The sequence below is a fragment of the Serratia surfactantfaciens genome (assembly GCF_001642805.2).
In the GTDB taxonomy this organism is placed as follows: Bacteria; Pseudomonadota; Gammaproteobacteria; order Enterobacterales; family Enterobacteriaceae; genus Serratia; species Serratia surfactantfaciens.
Genome location: NZ_CP016948.1, coordinates 2,250,515 through 2,266,669, shown reverse-complemented (window position 1 = coordinate 2,266,669; position 16,155 = coordinate 2,250,515). Strand labels below are relative to the sequence as shown.

Here is a 16,155-nt window from a genome sequence, read left to right as displayed (position 1 = left end):
AGGATAATTATCCGCACGGCTTCCTAATAAATACTTCTTATCGAACCGTTTTGACTGCGGGGGAAATGATGTTCGGCTACCGCTCTGCATCGCCAAAAGTACGTCTTACTACCGACCGGATGGTGGTCCGTTTAGTGCATGAACGGGATGCCTATCGCCTGGCGGACTATTATGCCGAGAACCGGACCTTTCTCAAACCCTGGGAGCCGGTGCGCGACGAAAGCCACTGTTACCCCTCCGGCTGGCAGGCTCGGCTGGGCATGATCACCGAAATGCAAAAGCAGGGCAGCGCCTACTATTTTATCCTGCTCGATCCGGAAGAACAGGAAGTGCGCGGCGTGGCGAATTTCAGCAACGTGCTGCGCGGTTCGTTTCACGCCTGTTTCCTCGGCTATTCGCTGGGGGAGAAATGGCAGGGGCAGGGGCTGATGTTCGAGGCCTTGCAGTCCGCCATTCGTTATATGCTGCGCCAACAGCGCATGCACCGCATCATGGCCAACTATATGCCGCACAACCAGCGCAGCGGCGCACTGCTGACTCGACTGGGATTCGAACGCGAAGGTTACGCCAAGGATTACCTGCTGATAGACGGCAAGTGGCAAGATCACGTTTTGACGGCGTACACCAATAAAGAGTGGCTACCGCCACGTTGAGGCCAAACGATGAAATATGAATTGAGCGCCAAAGAGGCCCGGGTTATCGGCTGCCTGTTGGAAAAACAGGTCACGACCCCGGACCAATACCCGCTTTCGCTTAACGCCATTACCCTGGCCTGTAACCAAAAGACCAACCGCGAACCGGTGATGGACCTGAGCGAAAGCGAGGTGCAGCAACTGCTCGATTTGTTGCTGCGTAAACATTTCCTGCGTACCCTCAGCGGGTTCGGCAATCGGGTGGTGAAGTACGAGCAGCGGTTTTGCAATTCCGAATTCGGCCAGTTGAAACTCTCACCCGCCGAGCTGGCGGTGATCGCCACCTTGCTGCTGCGCGGCGCGCAAACGCCGGGCGAGCTGCGCACCCGTACCAATCGGATGCATGAGTTCAGCGATGTCAGCGAGGTTGAACAGGTGCTGCAGCAGCTGGCCACCCGCGAAGATGGTCCGTTTGTGGTGCGCCTGGCGCGTGAGCCCGGCAAGCGCGAAAGTCGCTTCATGCATCTGTTCAGCGGTCAGGTTGATGAGGCGCCGCTGGCGCTCGAGCCGGAGACCGACGACGAATTGAGCGCCAGGATCAGCGCGCTGGAAACTGAAGTGGCGGAGTTGAAACGGCAAATGCAGCAACTGTTGGCGAGAGAGACGAATGACTAAATTGCGCGTGGGTGTAGTGGGATTGGGCGGCATCGCGCAGAAAGCGTATCTGCCGATCCTTGGGCAGGCGGCGGACTGGACGCTGGTGGGCGGCTTTTCCCCCAATCAACAAAAGGCGCAGCCGATATGCGACAGCTATCGCATGGCCTGCTTCCCTCGTCTGGACAGCCTGGCCGAACAGTGCGATGCGATCTTTGTCCACAGCAGCACCGCCAGCCATTTCTCGGTGATTGGCGAGCTGCTCAATCGTGGCGTGCATGTTTACGTCGATAAGCCGTTGGCGGAAACGCTGGAGCAGGGCGAGCAGTTGCTCGAGCTGGCCGAGCGGCGGGGCAAAACGCTGATGGTGGGATTCAACCGCCGTTTCGCGCCGCTTTATCAGCAGCTCAAGCAGCAAATGAACCAGCCGGCTTCCATTCGCATGGACAAACACCGGGCGGACAGCGTCGGCCCTCAAGACCTGCGTTTTACCCTGTTGGATGATTACCTGCACGTGGTGGATACCGCTCTGTGGCTGGCGGGGGGGCGCGAGCAACTGCTGAGCGGCAGCTTGCGGGTTAACGCCGCAGGCGAAATGCTGTATGCCGAACACCACTTCGCCTGCGGAGACACGCAGGTGACGACCAGCATGCATCGCCGCGGCGGCAGCCAGCGCGAAAGCGTGCAGGCTGTGACCGACGGCGCGCTGTACCAGTTGACCGATATGCGTCACTGGCTGCGTGAAGATGCGCAGGGCGAGCTGGAGCAGCCGGTGCCGGGATGGCAAAGCACGCTGGTGCAACGCGGCTTCGACGGGGCGGTGCGGCATTTTCTCCATGCCGTTGCCAATCAGAGCGCGCCGGAAACCGGCGGCGAACAGGCGCTGGTGGCTCAGCGGATGGTCGAGCGCTTGCTGCGGGATAACTCTATGTAACATATGGCGGTAGCTATTCTTTTCCGGATGCGTAAACTGAGCCGATTGTTTCACTGACGCCTGCAACAGCAGGCGTTGATATTTACGGTACCTATCAGATAACCACATGAACCTACTCAAATCCTTGGCTGCCGTCAGCTCGATGACGATGTTTTCGCGGGTGTTGGGCTTTGCCCGCGATGCGATCGTCGCGCGCGTGTTCGGGGCCGGTATGGCAACGGACGCCTTTTTCGTGGCGTTCAAACTTCCCAACCTGTTGCGCCGTATCTTCGCCGAAGGAGCGTTTTCGCAAGCCTTCGTGCCGATCCTGGCCGAATATAAAAGCCAGCAGGGTGAAGAGGCGACGCGCACGTTTATTGCCTACGTCTCCGGGCTGCTGACGCTGGTGCTGGCAGTAGTGACGGTGCTGGGGATGCTGGCCGCGCCCTGGGTTATCTATCTCACCGCGCCGGGCTTTACCGATACGCCCGACAAGTTTGCGCTGACGTCGGCGCTGCTGCGCATCACGTTCCCCTATATTCTGTTGATTTCGCTGGCATCGCTGGTGGGGGCCATCCTCAATACCTGGAACCGCTTCTCGATCCCGGCCTTTGCGCCAACGTTGCTGAACGTCAGCATGATTGGTTTTGCGCTGTTTGCCGCCCCCTACTTTAACCCGCCGGTGCTGGCGTTGGCCTGGGCGGTAGTGGTCGGCGGCGTGCTGCAGCTGGGCTACCAGCTGCCGCACTTGCGCAAGATCGGCATGCTGGTGCTGCCGCGACTCAAGCTGGGCGATGCCGGTGTCTGGCGCGTGATGCGTCAGATGGGGCCGGCGATCCTCGGGGTGTCGGTCAGCCAAATCTCGCTGATCATCAACACCATTTTCGCTTCGTTTCTGGTGTCCGGTTCGGTGTCCTGGATGTATTACGCCGACCGCCTGATGGAGTTTCCTTCCGGCGTGCTGGGCGTGGCGCTGGGCACTATCCTGCTGCCGTCGCTGGCCAAAAGCTTCTCGAGCGGCAACCACGACGAGTATTCGCGTCTGATGGATTGGGGGCTGCGTCTGTGCTTCCTGCTGGCGTTGCCGAGCGCCATCGCGCTGGGTATTTTGGCCAAGCCGTTGACCGTCTCGCTGTTCCAGTACGGCAAGTTCAGCGCCTTTGACGCGGCGATGACGCAACGCGCGCTGGTGGCCTACTCGGTAGGGCTGATGGGGCTGATCGTGGTGAAAGTTCTGGCACCGGGCTTTTATTCGCGTCAGGACATCAAAACGCCGGTCAAAATCGCCATCATTACGCTGATCATGACACAGGTAATGAACCTGGCATTTATCGGCCCGCTGAAACATGCCGGTTTGGCGCTGTCGATCGGTTTGGCGGCCTGTCTGAACGCTTCGCTGCTGTATTGGCAATTGCGCAAGCAAAAGATCTTCCAGCCGCAGCCGGGCTGGGCGCTGTTCCTCACCAAGCTGGTGATCGCGGTGCTGGTGATGTCGGCGGTGTTGATTGGCGCGATGTGGCTGATGCCGGCCTGGGATCAGGGCAATATGCTGGAGCGTTTGCTGCGCCTGGCTGCGGTGGTGGTGGCCGGTGTGATGGCCTATTTCGGCGTGCTGGCCGGGTTGGGCTTCCGCCCGCGTGATTTCGCGCGCCGGGTCGCCTGAGCCGAATGCCAAAATGAAAAAAGGTCGCCTTGGCGACCTTTTTTGTTTTTCCGCACAGCGCGATTTACATGCGCTCGACGGTTTCGATACCCAGCGTATCCAGACCGGTTTTCAGCGTTTTCGAGGTCAGCAGCGCCAGCTTCAGGCGGCTCTGACGCGCTTCTTCGCTGTCGGCGTTCAGGATCTGGCAGTGCTCGTAGAAGCTGGAGAACAGGCCGGCCAGATCGTACAGGTAGCTACACATGACGTGCGGCGTACCTTCACGCGCGACGGTGGTGAGTACCTCATCGAACTGCAGCAGGCGGGTGGCCAGCGCAATTTCACGCTCTTCGGTCAGCGTCAGCGGCAGCGTCAGGCTGGTTTCGTCGATGCCGGCGCGTTTGAATACCGATGCCACACGGGTATAGGCGTACTGCATATAAGGTGCGGTATTGCCTTCGAAGGCCAGCATGTTATCCCAGTCGAAGACATAGTCGGTGGTGCGGCTTTTCGACAGGTCTGCGTATTTCACCGCGCCGATGCCGACCACGCGAGCGACGTTTTTCATTTCGTCTTCCGGCATATCCGGGTTTTTGCCGGCGATCAGCTGTTCGGCGCGCTCGATGGCCTCATCCAGCAGATCGGAGAGCTTCACCGTACCGCCCGAGCGGGTCTTGAACGGCTTGCCGTCTTTGCCCAGCATCATGCCGAACATGTGGTGTTCCAGCGAGACGGACTCCGGCACGTAACCGGCTTTGCGCACGATGGTCCAGGCCTGCATCAGGTGCTGATGCTGACGGGAGTCGATGTAATACAGGACGCGGTTGGCGCCCAGCGTTTCGTAGCGATACTTGGCGCAGGCGATGTCGGTGGTGGTGTAGAGGTAGCCGCCATCCTTTTTCTGGATGATGACGCCCATCGGGTCGCCGTCCTTGTTCTGGTATTCGTTAAGGAACACCACGGTGGCGCCTTCGCTTTCCACCGCCAGCCCCTTGGCTTTCAGATCGGCGACGATGCCCGGCAGCATCGCGTTGTACAGGCTTTCGCCCATCACGTCGTCTTCGGTCAGCGTGACGTTCAGGCGGTTATAGGTCAGCTGGTTTTGCGCCATGGTGATGTCGACCAGCTTGCGCCACATTTTCAGGCAGTACTGATCGCCGCCCTGCAGCTTCACGACGTACGCGCGCGCGCGCTCGGCGAACTCGGCGTCTTCGTCGTAATGCTTCTTGGCTTCGCGATAGAACTGTTCCAGATCGGACAGTCCCATATCGCTGGCGTTTTCATTCTGCATTTTTTCCAGGTAGGCAATCAGCATGCCGAATTGAGTGCCCCAGTCGCCGACGTGGTTGGCGCGGATCACCTTATGGCCCAGAAACTCTTGGGTGCGCGCCGCGGCGTCGCCGATGATGGTGGAACGCAGGTGGCCGACGTGCATCTCTTTCGCCACGTTCGGCGCGGAATAGTCGATAACGATGGTTTGCGGCTCAACCGGCGCGATGCCCAGTTTCGGCGCGCTCAGCACCAGGTCCGCCTGACGGGCGACCCACTCGCTGTTCAGGAAAATATTGATAAAGCCGGGGCCGGCGATCTCCACTTTGCCGGCGATGTCGCCGAGATCCAGCAGTTGCACCACTTTTTCCGCCAGCTGGCGAGGAGGCATGCCGAGCTTTTTGGCGACGGACATCACGCCGTTGGCCTGGTAATCACCAAACTGAGCCTTGGCGGATGGGCGGACCTGCGCTTCGCAATCGGCTGGGGCGCCAGCGGCGATCAGCGCCTGGCTGACTTTATCTGAAAGAAGAACCTGAATATTCACCGGGTTACCTTAATGACGAACGAGGGGCCGATGCCAGCCCCTGCGGGATTCAACGGTGGTGGGCGCCGACGGCGACCGCCACAAAACAGCCTGCAAGTGTAACCGATTTGACACAGCCCGTCAGCAGTTGGCACGGCCGCCGCGATGAAACCCTCGTCGGATGCGGCCGTCGATTGTCAGAAGGTGGGAAATGGTACGACCGAGAAAATAGCAGGCAGGGCGGAGAGAGTCAGGAGGCTAACGTTTTTTATTGTGACGTCTGCCATCAAGCGTATTGGTGCTGCGCGATTTGAAATGACGGTAGATGGCGTATACGGCGATAATTATCAACACCAAGGATATCGTCAGCAATAGCATAATGATCATCTCGAATTAAATTTTCCACCAAGGTAGCCGAGTTGCCTTGGTGAATCAATTGGCCGGATGGAAATTAAGATAATCCTTAGATTTTTAATTATTTAACGATTTTATTTTCTTCTTATACAATGAGTTGTGTTTGTTGTTTTACATGCTCTCTAAGCATGAGTAAAGTCCGGACAAACGAAGTAACTCAATCGTTTTTAACGACTCGGTGCGGGTTGAACTTGTGTAAAATAACTTAAATAGTGGCGTCATGATTAAAAAGTATAATGAGGTGCGAAAAATCTGATTTTTTATTTTATTGCCAATTGTATATTCCCACCTTAAAGGGTATCGGTTTCTTGTTTTCTGCCGATGCCAGAAAACCGCCGGAACTGGCGCGTATCCCTGGCGAATACGGCCACCACCGTGTAAATTACGGCGTTTAACTTTGCGCTCGTTGTTTTGAGGTTTTTATGACCACTCCCTTGCAGGCCATTGCCGAGCTTGACGATCTGACGCTCGACCTACCGCGTTTCGAACAGGCGTTGCAACAATTTGCCGCCAGATTGCGGCTCGATCTGTCCTCGTTTACCGCCGATCACATTTCCCTGCGTTGCCACCAAAATGCCACTGCCGAACGCTGGCGTCAGGGATTGATGCAGTGCGGAACACTGTTTTCCGAGGCGGTGATCAACGGGCGGCCTATCTGTCTGTTCGATTTGTCGCAGCCGCTGGCCGTGGGACCGTGGCATATAGACTGTGTCGAGCTGCCGTATCCCGGAGAGAAACGCTATCCGCATGAAGGCTGGGAACATGTCGAGTTGGTCCTGAGCGGCGATCCGCAGACGTTGCACGCCCGCGCGTTGAGCTATCTCGCTGACGAAGCGTTGCTGGCACCGGGGATCAAACTGAAGCAAAGCTCGCCAAAAGGCGAGGGCGAGAGATTGCCTAACCCGACGCTGGCCATCACCGATGGAACGGTCACGATCAAGTTTCATCCTTACTCCATTCGGGACATTGTCGCCAGCGAGCAAGGCTAGTCGAACAACGTGGCGCAGGCCCGCGCCATGCGATCGAGCGCTTCATCGAGCAGAGCCCGCCGGCAACCGAAGTTCAGTCGTACAAAGCGCCGATCGCCGAAATCCAAACCGGCGCTTAATCCAACGCCCGCGCGCTCGAAGAACTGATGCGGATTGTCCACCGGCAACGCGCTGCAGTCGATCCAGGCCAAATAGGTGGCTTCGATCGGCAACAACGTCGATCCCGGCATCGCGTTGATGCGCTCGGTCAGCCGATCGCGATTGGCGCGCAGATAAATCAACTGCTCGTCCAGCCAGGGTTGCCCGTATTGATAGGCCGCTTGGGCGGCGACCAGCGCCAGCAGATTGACCTCCGGCACGATGCCGCTGCGCGCGCGTTTCAGCTTTTGTCGCAGCGCGTCATTAGGGACGATCGCCATCGAGGCGCCCAACCCGGCGAGATTAAACGCTTTTGATGGCGACATCAGGGTTACGCTGCGTTGGGCCGCGTCTTCGTTCAGGGTGGCGAAAGGGATATGACGCACGCCGGGTTCAAGCAGCAGTTCGCAGTGGATCTCGTCCGAACAGACGATTAGATCGTGCTCGCGCGCGAACTGATGGTGCTGCAACAGCTCCTCTCGGCGATAAACGGTGCCGCCTGGATTTTGCGGGTTGCACAGCAGCAGGAGCTTTTCGTTGCCGCTGAGCCGTCCGCGCATCGCGGCAAAATCCAACACCCAACGTTGATCCACTGCCGCCAGCGGCACCGAGAGGTGTTGGCGTCCGGCGAATTTGGCCGCTTTGCGAAACGGCGGATAAATAGGGGTAGGGGCCAGCGTGCTCTGGTGGGCTTCGGTGCAGGCGCGCACGCACAGGTTCAGGCCGCACACCAGGCCCGGCAGGAAAATGATCCACTCAGGCTTGATGTGCCAACCGTAGCGCTCTACCATGCGGCGGGTAAAAACCTCAATAAGATCATGGGATGGATGGGTGTAACCGAACACGCCGTGCGCTATGCGGCGCTGCAAGGCTTCGATCACCGCCGGCGGTGAGGTGAAATCGCTGTCGGCGACCCAGAGCGGAATGATGTCGCGATCGCGATATTTATCCCACTTAACGCTGTCACTGTGACTGCGGTCTACCCATTGATCAAAATTGAATGCCATAGTGATAACCCTGAGCCGGTTTATGCTTAAGCATGAGCCTACGTGAGAAATAAAGAAATGAACAATTGCCGCCGTATGTTGGCCGTTATCTGGGGGTGACAATGATAAAACTGGAAGTTTGTTGCTTTAGCGTCGACTGTGCGCTGACGGCCGAACGGGCGGGCGCCGATCGTATCGAGTTGTGCGCCAGCCAGAGCGAAGGGGGATTGACGCCGAGTTATGGCACGCTGCGTCTGGCGCGCGAGCGGGTTTCGATCCCGGTACATCCGATCGTACGCCCGCGCGGTGGCGATTTCTGCTACGGCGCGGTGGATTTCGCGGTGATCAAGCAGGATATTTGCCAGATCCGCGAGATGGGGTTCCCTGGCGTGGTGGTCGGTATGCTGGATGAAGAAGGGCACATCGATCTGCCGCGCATGGGCGAAGTGATGAAGCTCTGTGAGGGCATGGCGGTGACCTTCCATCGCGCGTTCGACATGTGTCAGAACCCGATGGTGGCGCTCGAGCAGCTGACCGACCTGGGCGTGGCGCGCATTCTGACCTCCGGCCAACAGCAGAGCGCCGAGCTGGGTCTGCCGCTGCTGCGCGATTTGCGCCAGGCCAGTCAGGGGCCGGTGATCATGGCGGGCGCTGGCGTGCGCCTCAGCAATCTGCACAAGTTTGTCGATATCGGCCTGCACGAATTGCACAGCTCCTCCGGCCATCTGGTGCCGTCGACCATGCGTTACCGCAAGGCGGGGGTCACCATGTGCTCCGACAACGAGTTTGACGAATTTAGCCATTATTGCGTGGATGGCGAAATGGTGGAGGCGATGAAAAACGCGCTGGCCTTGGTTGATCCCTTGGCGCAAAGCGCATAAACACGCAGCTAACCGCGTTTGACAACCGGTTTCCGGGCCGTAAGACCCCTTTGCGTGACGCTGGGCCCTCGGCGGTCGCGCAAGTACCAGGCCCCGGTGTATTGCCGGGGCTTTTTTTATGCCGCGAGAGACTATTGCAACGTGTCAGGCGAGAAGTCGAAGATTTCACCCGGGCTAATGCCGCAGGCTAAAATGCGAACCGTATTATTGCCACTGCCGGGATTGACCAAGATATCGTGGATAGTGCGATTGTTGTTCATGACAAAACGCGCGTAGTAGAGGTTGCCGATGCGTATCCAGGGAATAGCCTGATTGCTCTCGACAGTGTCGGTATAGTTATCGTTGAACGAGCGGGCCCAAATGCCAGTCGAAGCTTGCGCGGTGGATTGATCGCCGATAGAGGATGCGATGGCCCAGAATGTCCTCGGTCCCATGCTCCGATGAATACGTTGACCCAAACCTTTGTAGGCCGGGTTGTCGCCAGTGGCCGTCAGAAGATTGCTGTCTACCGTCAGTTTCCCGTCAATAAACCAGCCTGTAGGCTGATTGTCAGCACCGATGGCGATCAGATTGCTATTCGTCAAATAATTTAGCGGGGCCTCATGCAGCTGATAGCTGCGTTGTGCAATGCTCAGTGTGCCTCTGAGAATGTTGTAACCAGCTTCATTGTTCAGACTGCCGTTTGTCCACATTGGCATAACGGTGTTGCTGAATGAGAGTTGATATCCAGCGTTTGCTTCGAAGCGAATAGCCTGAGGAGAGAGTGAGCTCTTCGGTCCATTGGCGGTAGCGAAGCTAACATTGCTGATTTGCACAGGGGTGATATTAGATTGGCCAGTAGATTTTCTTAATACCAGGAACCCCCCAACGGCATCACCATAGTCATTAATATAAGAGCCGTTGGTGATTTGAATATTGGCGGAGGAATCTGAGTCGATATCAATTCCGGTACCATTTCTGTCTGCCATGAAGTTGCTTAGGCTGAGACCGCCTAAATAGGAGGTTCCTTGTGTTGTGGTTTTGATAAAGATCTTTTTGCCATAAGAGAATACATTCACCATAAACGTATTGTCGTGGCGATCGAAATTGAAAGCACAAGAACCGGCTACGGCGATAGAGGCAGTAACCGCGTTTTCTGTCGGACGCACAACATTGGCATTGACGTGAACATTGGTAAATCTGTTGATGTCCCTGCTTTCATAAACCCGGTAGTCGCAGCGGACTGCCCAACCGTAGATATTCTCAAAGTTGTTGGCTTCTCCTCGAGCTTCAACAAAGTCATAGGCGCCTACATAACGGCAGTTGGCGACTGACAGAGCGCCGGCTGCGGTAATGGTGGCACCGTATTGAACGAATGCCTCCGGCTGGGTGGCGGTATATTTTTGATCCGGGTAGAGGAACGACCAGCCATCAAAGACAATATTCTTATCGCAGGCGAAACAAACCGTACTTGCGGGTTTTTTGATAATGAAAGCACTGTCGTCCGCAAGGCCTGCCCGATTAGGGCCATTGCTTGTAAGGCTTGCAGGGCCTTGAGCAATACCGCGACGGGAGCCTCTCACAGTGACGCCGTTAGCGACGTTGATAGGTTGAGCACTGGTCAGCAGATATTGAGCATTTTCCGAAGCATAGACCACTTTGTTTTTTAAACTCGCGGCATAGGTTAATGTCGCGCTGATTGCTGCATCCGAGGCGGAGGCACCACTGGGATCGGCGCCGAAGTGATCGAAACTGAGTTTCTGCTCTAGTCGTTTCCAGCGGGCTCCTCCCGTTGTCACCACCACGGTGCCGTTATTGTCCGCACTGGTTGTATCCGTTTTCGCATAATAGAATTCTCCGCCGCCGGCGAAACGTCCGGCGGTGTGAGAAACTAAAAAGACAATCTGGTCATCTGTAACTGGCGTCAGATTACGCAATTCACTGATATTATTTACACTAATCATATTGCTCATGAAATTTCTCCTGTTGGTTGGCAACATGATTGTCAATCAGTCGGGACGATTGAAACAGTCGATAAGGTTTGTAGAACGCTGATACAGCGTAAAGTCATGCCCCGGCGTATTGCCGGGGCTTTTTTTATGTTTTGTAAAGACCATGAGTCCGTTTCAACGCGGTATCTCGGTCGACTACCCCCCATATCTTCTTGCGATTGTTATGTCCTGCTGATAAGTTTGTGAGTTAAAATCCTTTAAATATCATAATATTAAATGATTTTTTGATATGCATTTATGCAGTGAATGATTGGCGCCATGCCTCTCAATGCTGCGTCTGCATTTTCATGTCCGAACACAGCCTGGCTGATGGCCGGAACATCACAGCATCAATTGAGGAGAGCCGTCGGCGCAGCCGCAGAACGCGCTGATGGCGGACTTAACAAGGAGATAACGATAATGACCCGAACGGCACACTGTTTGACCGCTGCGCTTTTGCTGACCTTGACCCTGACCGGCTGTCAGACCGCCAAGCGGCCTGTTTCTACCTTAAGCAAGCCGCCCAGCGCAGAAGAAATTGCGGAGCAAGACAAACGGCAGCGTGAGGCCGAACGCATGCAGCAATGTCAGCGCGAACTGGATGCGATGCGCGGCATGGATAACGAAAAGTACCAAAAATTCAAACGCGAATTCGATACCTTGATGGGCGGTGCAGCGCAATATGCCGGGGTACGCCAACGGGTCAAGACGGACACGCAGGAAACCGTCGACGCGCTATATCGTTATCGTACCAACCGCCTTTGTGCGGACATCAGTTCTGCAATGATGACCGGACTGGCTGAGCGCGGAGAACGCGCCAAATGATCCTGCGTGCGAGAAAGGCATTGCTGAGCCTGATGATACCCTTGGCGTTTGCGCCAACGGTTGCTGTGGCAGATGACGATGTGCCTGCGCTGTTGCAATTTGCCGAGCGCTACCAGCGGCAGGATGCCCCGGCGGCGGACGCCGCTGCAACGGCCGTCCAGCCCCAGGAACCCCAAAAATCGGCGAGCCGGCCGGTTCAACCCCGCGAGGCGGCCACTCAGAAGAGGCAACTGGCGCAGTTGCAAAAGACGCTGCGCGAGAAAGATGCGCGATTGGATCAACAGCAAGCCGCTATTCAATCATTGCAGCAGGAACTGACCGCGTTGCGCGTCGCGTCCTCCCTGGCGGCTGCCGATAAGCCGGCAGCGGCACCCGATCTGAGCGCGTTGAGCGACTTTGCCAGCAGCGTGCGGCAGGCGTTGAACCTGACGCCGCAGGAGCGGCAGGCTCAGGCGCAAATAGCCGCGGCGCAAACGGCGCTAGCGCAGCAAAAGCAACAAACCGAGGAGCGAGATCGACGCATCGCATCGCTGGAACAACGGTTGGCGACGTTGTCTGAATCGTCTGATAACGTTCCGCAGCAGGTCTGGCGGGAAAAACTGACGGCGGCGCAAACCGCCAATGATAAAGCGCGCCAGCGTTATGAGCAGGACAAAAAAGCGGCCGCCGCTGAACTGGAACAACAGAAGGCCGAGGCCGCCAAGGCGCAGGATACGCTCCAGCAGCAGCTGGCGTTGCTGCAAAAAGAGCAGGAGGGCCAACGACAGCAGGGCGGGCAGCAAGAGAAAAGCCTGAAGGCGGCGTTGGCGCAGCAAAAGGCCGAGGCTGCCAAGACGGCGGGCGAACTGCAGCAGCAGTTGGCAACGCTGCAGAAAGAGCGGGACAGCCAGCGCCAGCAGGCCGAGCAGCAAGAGAAAAGCCTGAAGGCGGCGTTGGCGCAGCAAAAGGCCGAGGCTGCCAAGACGGCGGGCGAACTGCAGCAGCAGCTGGCAACGCTGCAGAAAGAGCGGGACAGCCAGCGCCAGCAGGCCGAGCAGCAAGAGAAAAGCCTGAAGACGGCGTTGGCGCAGCAAAAGGCCGAGGCCACCAAGACGACGGGCGAGCTGCAACAGCAGCTGGCGCAGCTGCAGGAAAAAAACCAAAAGCAAACCGAGCAGGCTAAGACGCTGGAACAACGTTTGGCGGCAGCAGTAGCAGAAAGCGCGCAGGTAGCGCAGCAGCGGGATAACGCGGCGCAACAGGCGGATAAAACGGCGACGGCGCTGGCAGCCGCCCATCAGGCGCAGCAAGCCTTGCAGGAGGAGCTAAACGGCCTGAAAGCGCGGGCCAAATGGCTGCCGGATGCACTGACGCTCAAGAAAAAACCGGAGCAACAGAGCTATGCCGCCGGTGTCGCCCTGGGGCGCGACATTCAAACGATGCTGGCGGAGCGTAAAAATTGGGGCATCATTCCCGATAAAACCGTGCTGCTGGCCGGCGTAATTGATACCTTCAACGGCCATTACCAACTGAGCGATGCGCAGCTGGCCAGCGCATTGGCGGAGTCGGAAAAAGCGGTGAACGACGCCAGAAGCCAGGCGGCGAAGACGCAAACCAGCAAAGGCGAAGCGTTCGTCGCCGAGTTTAAAAAGAAGAAGGGCACGCAGAAGTCGCCAGCCGGCTTCTGGTATCGCATCGATTATGCCGGTGATGAAGCCATTGCGGAAAATGCGCGGGTGGACATCGTGGTGAAAGAGAGCTTGACCGACGGCAGCGTGATTCAGGATATGGATCGCAGTGGGAAGGTGATGTCACAGCCGCTCTCCGCCTATCCGCCGCTGTTTCGCGAGGCGATAGGCCATCTGAAAAATCACGGCTCGCTGACGATGGTGGTGCCGCCGGAGTTGGCGTACGGTGAAACGGGCTATGCGCCGCAGATCCCGCCGAACGCGACGATGGTCTATGAGCTGCGGATTGTCGATGTCGGCAACGGGTAAATGCGGGCCGGCGCAGGCCGGCCCGATTAGCAAGCGCTAGGGCTTTTTGGCGGTCAACACGGCGCGCAGCGGCGCCGGATAGCCTTCAACCGTTTTGCTGCGGTCGTTCGGGTCGAGGAATTCAGCCAGCGACTCGCTGGTCATCCAGTCTGTACGGCGCTGTTCTTCGAGGCTGGTGACGCACATATCGGCGATTTTCACGTCGACGAAGCCGCATTTCTCCAGCCAGCATTTCAGCGCTTCGGCGGAAGGAATGAAATACACGTTGCGCATCTGCGCATAACGGTCGCCCGGCACCAGCACCTGGTGGCGATCGCCTTCCACCACCAGCGTTTCCAGCACCAGTTCCCCCTCGGAGACCAGCTGATTTTTCAGTTGGTACAGGTGATCGAGCGGCGAGCGGCGATGATACAGCACGCCCATCGAGAACACGGTGTCGAACGCCGCCAGTTCCGGCAACTGCTCGATGCCGAGCGGCAGCAGGTGGGCGCGCTGATCGCCGCCCAACAGTTTGCGCACCGCTTCAAATTGGCACAGGAACAGCTGCATCGGATCGATGCCTACGGCAAAGTGTGCGCCGGCGCCGATCATGCGCCACAGGTGATAACCGCTACCGCAGCCGACGTCGAGAATAGTACGGCCGGCCAACGGGGAGATGTGCGGCAGCACGCGATCCCATTTCCAGTCGGAATGCCATTCGGTATCTATATCGATGCCATACAGAGAGAAGGGGCCTTTGCGCCATGGCATCAGGGTGCGCAGCATTTTCTCGATACCTTCGAGCTGGCCCGGCGACAGCCCCGGTTCCATCTCGGCGCGCACGCCGTGCAGTAGATCGAGGCGGGTTGGGGTCAGCGTCGGCAAGTGCTCGACCGAGTTGAACCACTGTTTGAATTTGCCGTGCAGCGATTCCCGCTGCCAGGCGCTGAGCTGCGCGGGCAGCGTATCCAGCCAGTGGCTGAGGGGGCTCTTGGCGATATGCTGATAGAAGTCACCAAACTCGATCATTGCGCATCCCCCGCTTTCAGAGCGATCAGCGAACCGAAGTTGAAGCACTGGAACCACACTTCGGCATGCTCGAATCCAGCCTGTTGCAGACGCGCCTTGTGCGCTTCCACCGAGTCGGTCAGCATCACGTTTTCCAGCATGCTGCGTTTTTGGCTGATCTCCAGCTCGCTGTATCCATTGGCACGTTTGAAATCGTGGTGCATGTTGAACAGCAGTTCGCCGACTTCGGCATCTTCAAAGCTGAACTTCTCCGACAGCACCAGCGCGCCGCCCGGGCGCAGGCCGCGATAGATTTTCTCCAGCAGACGCAGGCGGTCGGCGGGTTCGAGGAATTGCAGCGTAAAGTTCAGCACCACCATCGAGGCATTCTTGATATCGATATCGCGAATGTCGGCTTCGATAACCTCAACCGGTGTCTCGGCACGGAAGGCGTCGATATGGCGGCGACAGCGTTCCACCATCGCCGGAGAGTTGTCGACGGCGACGATATGGCAGCCGGGCACCTTGATATTCCGCCGCATCGACAGCGTCGCCGCGCCCAGCGAGCAGCCGAGGTCATATACCCGGCTGTCGGGTTGCACAAAGCGTTCGGCCAGCATGCCGATCATCGAGATGATGTTGGAATAGCCGGGCACGGAGCGTTGGATCATGTCGGGGAACACTTCGGCGACGCGTTCGTCGAAGGTCCAGTCGCCCAGTTTGGCGATGGGGGCGGAGAAAAGGGTATCGCGGTTTGGCATAGCGGCAAATCAGTTCAGAATTCGAAGCTGCGTACTCTAACAGAAAAGCGCAAAAAAGCGGAGCGGAAGCAGGCGGCGCGGCCGCCTGATGATAAAACGGGATCAATGCAGGCTGAAAATCAGATCCCACGGCAGATAGAAGATATTTGCCAGCACCATCAACAACAAAGAGATATAGGTCGCGGCCATGCCCGAACGGCGCCAGCGCACCTCGCGGTTGCGTAAACCGTAGTAATGCACCAGCCGCCCGGCCATCAGCATCAGGCCGCAGAGGTGAATCATCCAGATTTCCGCGCCGTTCATCTCCATAATCACCAGCAATACGGCAGCGATAGGAATGTATTCAACGGCGTTGCCATGTACGCGGATGGCGGTCTGTAATTCGTAAAAACCGCCGTCGCCGTAGGCTACGCGGTACTGCATCCTTAATCTGACTACGTCATAAGAGAGTTTGATCAACAACAATGCGCCGAGCACCACATAAAGCGCGCTTACCATTTTTCACTCCGTTCCCTAACCAAAACTGGCAGCCAGCATCATAGCCGTCATTGTATTCACTGTCGCGGGGAAATATTTGATGTTATTGGTCAGA

Annotated in this window: 14 protein-coding genes; 8 read left to right on the top strand and 6 right to left on the bottom strand. The window is 57.4% G+C overall.

Annotated elements, in window-relative coordinates:
* Positions 1 to 68 precede the first annotated feature (68 nt).
* The 4 genes from rimJ (at position 69) to murJ (ending at position 3,862) form a co-directional block, all read left to right on the top strand.
* A complete protein-coding gene (rimJ, locus tag ATE40_RS10675) occupies positions 69 to 653 on the top strand; it encodes a ribosomal protein S5-alanine N-acetyltransferase (protein WP_025159814.1) in 585 nt (194 codons plus the stop codon).
* A gap of 9 nt (positions 654 to 662) precedes the next feature.
* Positions 663 to 1,307, top strand: coding sequence for a YceH family protein (locus ATE40_RS10670; protein WP_063918489.1), 645 nt, complete (start codon positions 663 to 665; stop codon positions 1,305 to 1,307).
* Positions 1,300 to 2,220 carry a Gfo/Idh/MocA family protein gene (locus ATE40_RS10665; protein WP_025159813.1) on the top strand — a complete coding sequence of 307 codons (921 nt, stop codon included), beginning with the start codon at positions 1,300 to 1,302 and terminating at the stop codon, positions 2,218 to 2,220. The genes ATE40_RS10670 and ATE40_RS10665 overlap by 8 nt, the downstream gene beginning before the upstream one ends.
* Before the next feature lie 106 nt (positions 2,221 to 2,326).
* On the top strand, positions 2,327 to 3,862 hold the full coding sequence (gene murJ / locus ATE40_RS10660; protein WP_025159812.1) for a murein biosynthesis integral membrane protein MurJ: 1,536 nt from the start codon (positions 2,327 to 2,329) through the stop codon (positions 3,860 to 3,862).
* A 64-nt stretch (positions 3,863 to 3,926) separates the two neighbouring features.
* Here the strand turns inward: murJ and argS are convergent, their stop codons facing one another.
* Positions 3,927 to 5,657, bottom strand: a complete 1,731-nt coding sequence (gene argS, locus ATE40_RS10655) for an arginine--tRNA ligase (RefSeq protein WP_063918488.1) — start codon at positions 5,655 to 5,657, stop codon at positions 3,927 to 3,929.
* An 815-nt stretch (positions 5,658 to 6,472) separates the two neighbouring features.
* Here argS and ATE40_RS10650 point away from each other — a divergent pair.
* The gene (locus tag ATE40_RS10650) at positions 6,473 to 7,039 is read left to right on the top strand and encodes a VOC family protein (RefSeq protein ID WP_019452819.1); all 567 of its coding nucleotides are present in this window, start codon (positions 6,473 to 6,475) and stop codon (positions 7,037 to 7,039) included.
* Here the strand turns inward: ATE40_RS10650 and ATE40_RS10645 are convergent.
* Positions 7,036 to 8,184 (bottom strand): MalY/PatB family protein, encoded by a 1,149-nt coding sequence (locus ATE40_RS10645; RefSeq protein ID WP_063918487.1) that lies wholly within the window; start codon positions 8,182 to 8,184, stop codon positions 7,036 to 7,038. The two genes, ATE40_RS10650 and ATE40_RS10645, sit on opposite strands and share 4 nt — an antisense overlap.
* A gap of 101 nt (positions 8,185 to 8,285) precedes the next feature.
* Between ATE40_RS10645 and cutC the strand changes: the two genes are divergently transcribed.
* Complete coding sequence (gene cutC, locus ATE40_RS10640; protein ID WP_063918640.1) at positions 8,286 to 9,044, top strand: copper homeostasis protein CutC; 759 nt, start codon at positions 8,286 to 8,288, stop codon at positions 9,042 to 9,044.
* A gap of 131 nt (positions 9,045 to 9,175) precedes the next feature.
* Here the strand turns inward: cutC and ATE40_RS10635 are convergent, their stop codons facing one another.
* The gene (locus ATE40_RS10635; protein WP_063918486.1) at positions 9,176 to 10,996 is read right to left on the bottom strand and encodes a hypothetical protein; all 1,821 of its coding nucleotides are present in this window, start codon (positions 10,994 to 10,996) and stop codon (positions 9,176 to 9,178) included.
* A gap of 438 nt (positions 10,997 to 11,434) precedes the next feature.
* On the opposite strand from ATE40_RS10635, the gene ATE40_RS10630 reads away from it, so the two are divergent.
* Positions 11,435 to 11,839 carry a hypothetical protein gene (locus tag ATE40_RS10630; protein WP_063918485.1) on the top strand — a complete coding sequence of 135 codons (405 nt, stop codon included), beginning with the start codon at positions 11,435 to 11,437 and terminating at the stop codon, positions 11,837 to 11,839.
* Positions 11,836 to 13,815, top strand: a complete 1,980-nt coding sequence (locus tag ATE40_RS10625; RefSeq protein WP_063918484.1) for an FKBP-type peptidyl-prolyl cis-trans isomerase N-terminal domain-containing protein — start codon at positions 11,836 to 11,838, stop codon at positions 13,813 to 13,815. The genes ATE40_RS10630 and ATE40_RS10625 overlap by 4 nt, the downstream gene beginning before the upstream one ends.
* Before the next feature lie 36 nt (positions 13,816 to 13,851).
* Here ATE40_RS10625 and cmoB read toward each other — a convergent pair whose 3' ends face one another.
* From cmoB to ATE40_RS10610, 3 genes are all read right to left on the bottom strand, one after another.
* Positions 13,852 to 14,823: a tRNA 5-methoxyuridine(34)/uridine 5-oxyacetic acid(34) synthase CmoB gene (cmoB, locus tag ATE40_RS10620; RefSeq protein WP_019452813.1), complete on the bottom strand. Its 972-nt coding sequence runs from the start codon at positions 14,821 to 14,823 to the stop codon at positions 13,852 to 13,854.
* Entirely contained in the window at positions 14,820 to 15,563 is a 744-nt protein-coding gene (gene cmoA / locus ATE40_RS10615; RefSeq protein WP_063918483.1) for a carboxy-S-adenosyl-L-methionine synthase CmoA, read from the bottom strand. Before cmoA ends, cmoB begins: the two co-directional genes overlap by 4 nt.
* A 102-nt stretch (positions 15,564 to 15,665) precedes the next feature.
* Positions 15,666 to 16,061, bottom strand: coding sequence for an MAPEG family protein (locus tag ATE40_RS10610; RefSeq protein WP_004932387.1), 396 nt, complete (start codon positions 16,059 to 16,061; stop codon positions 15,666 to 15,668).
* Positions 16,062 to 16,155: the final 94 nt, after the last annotated feature.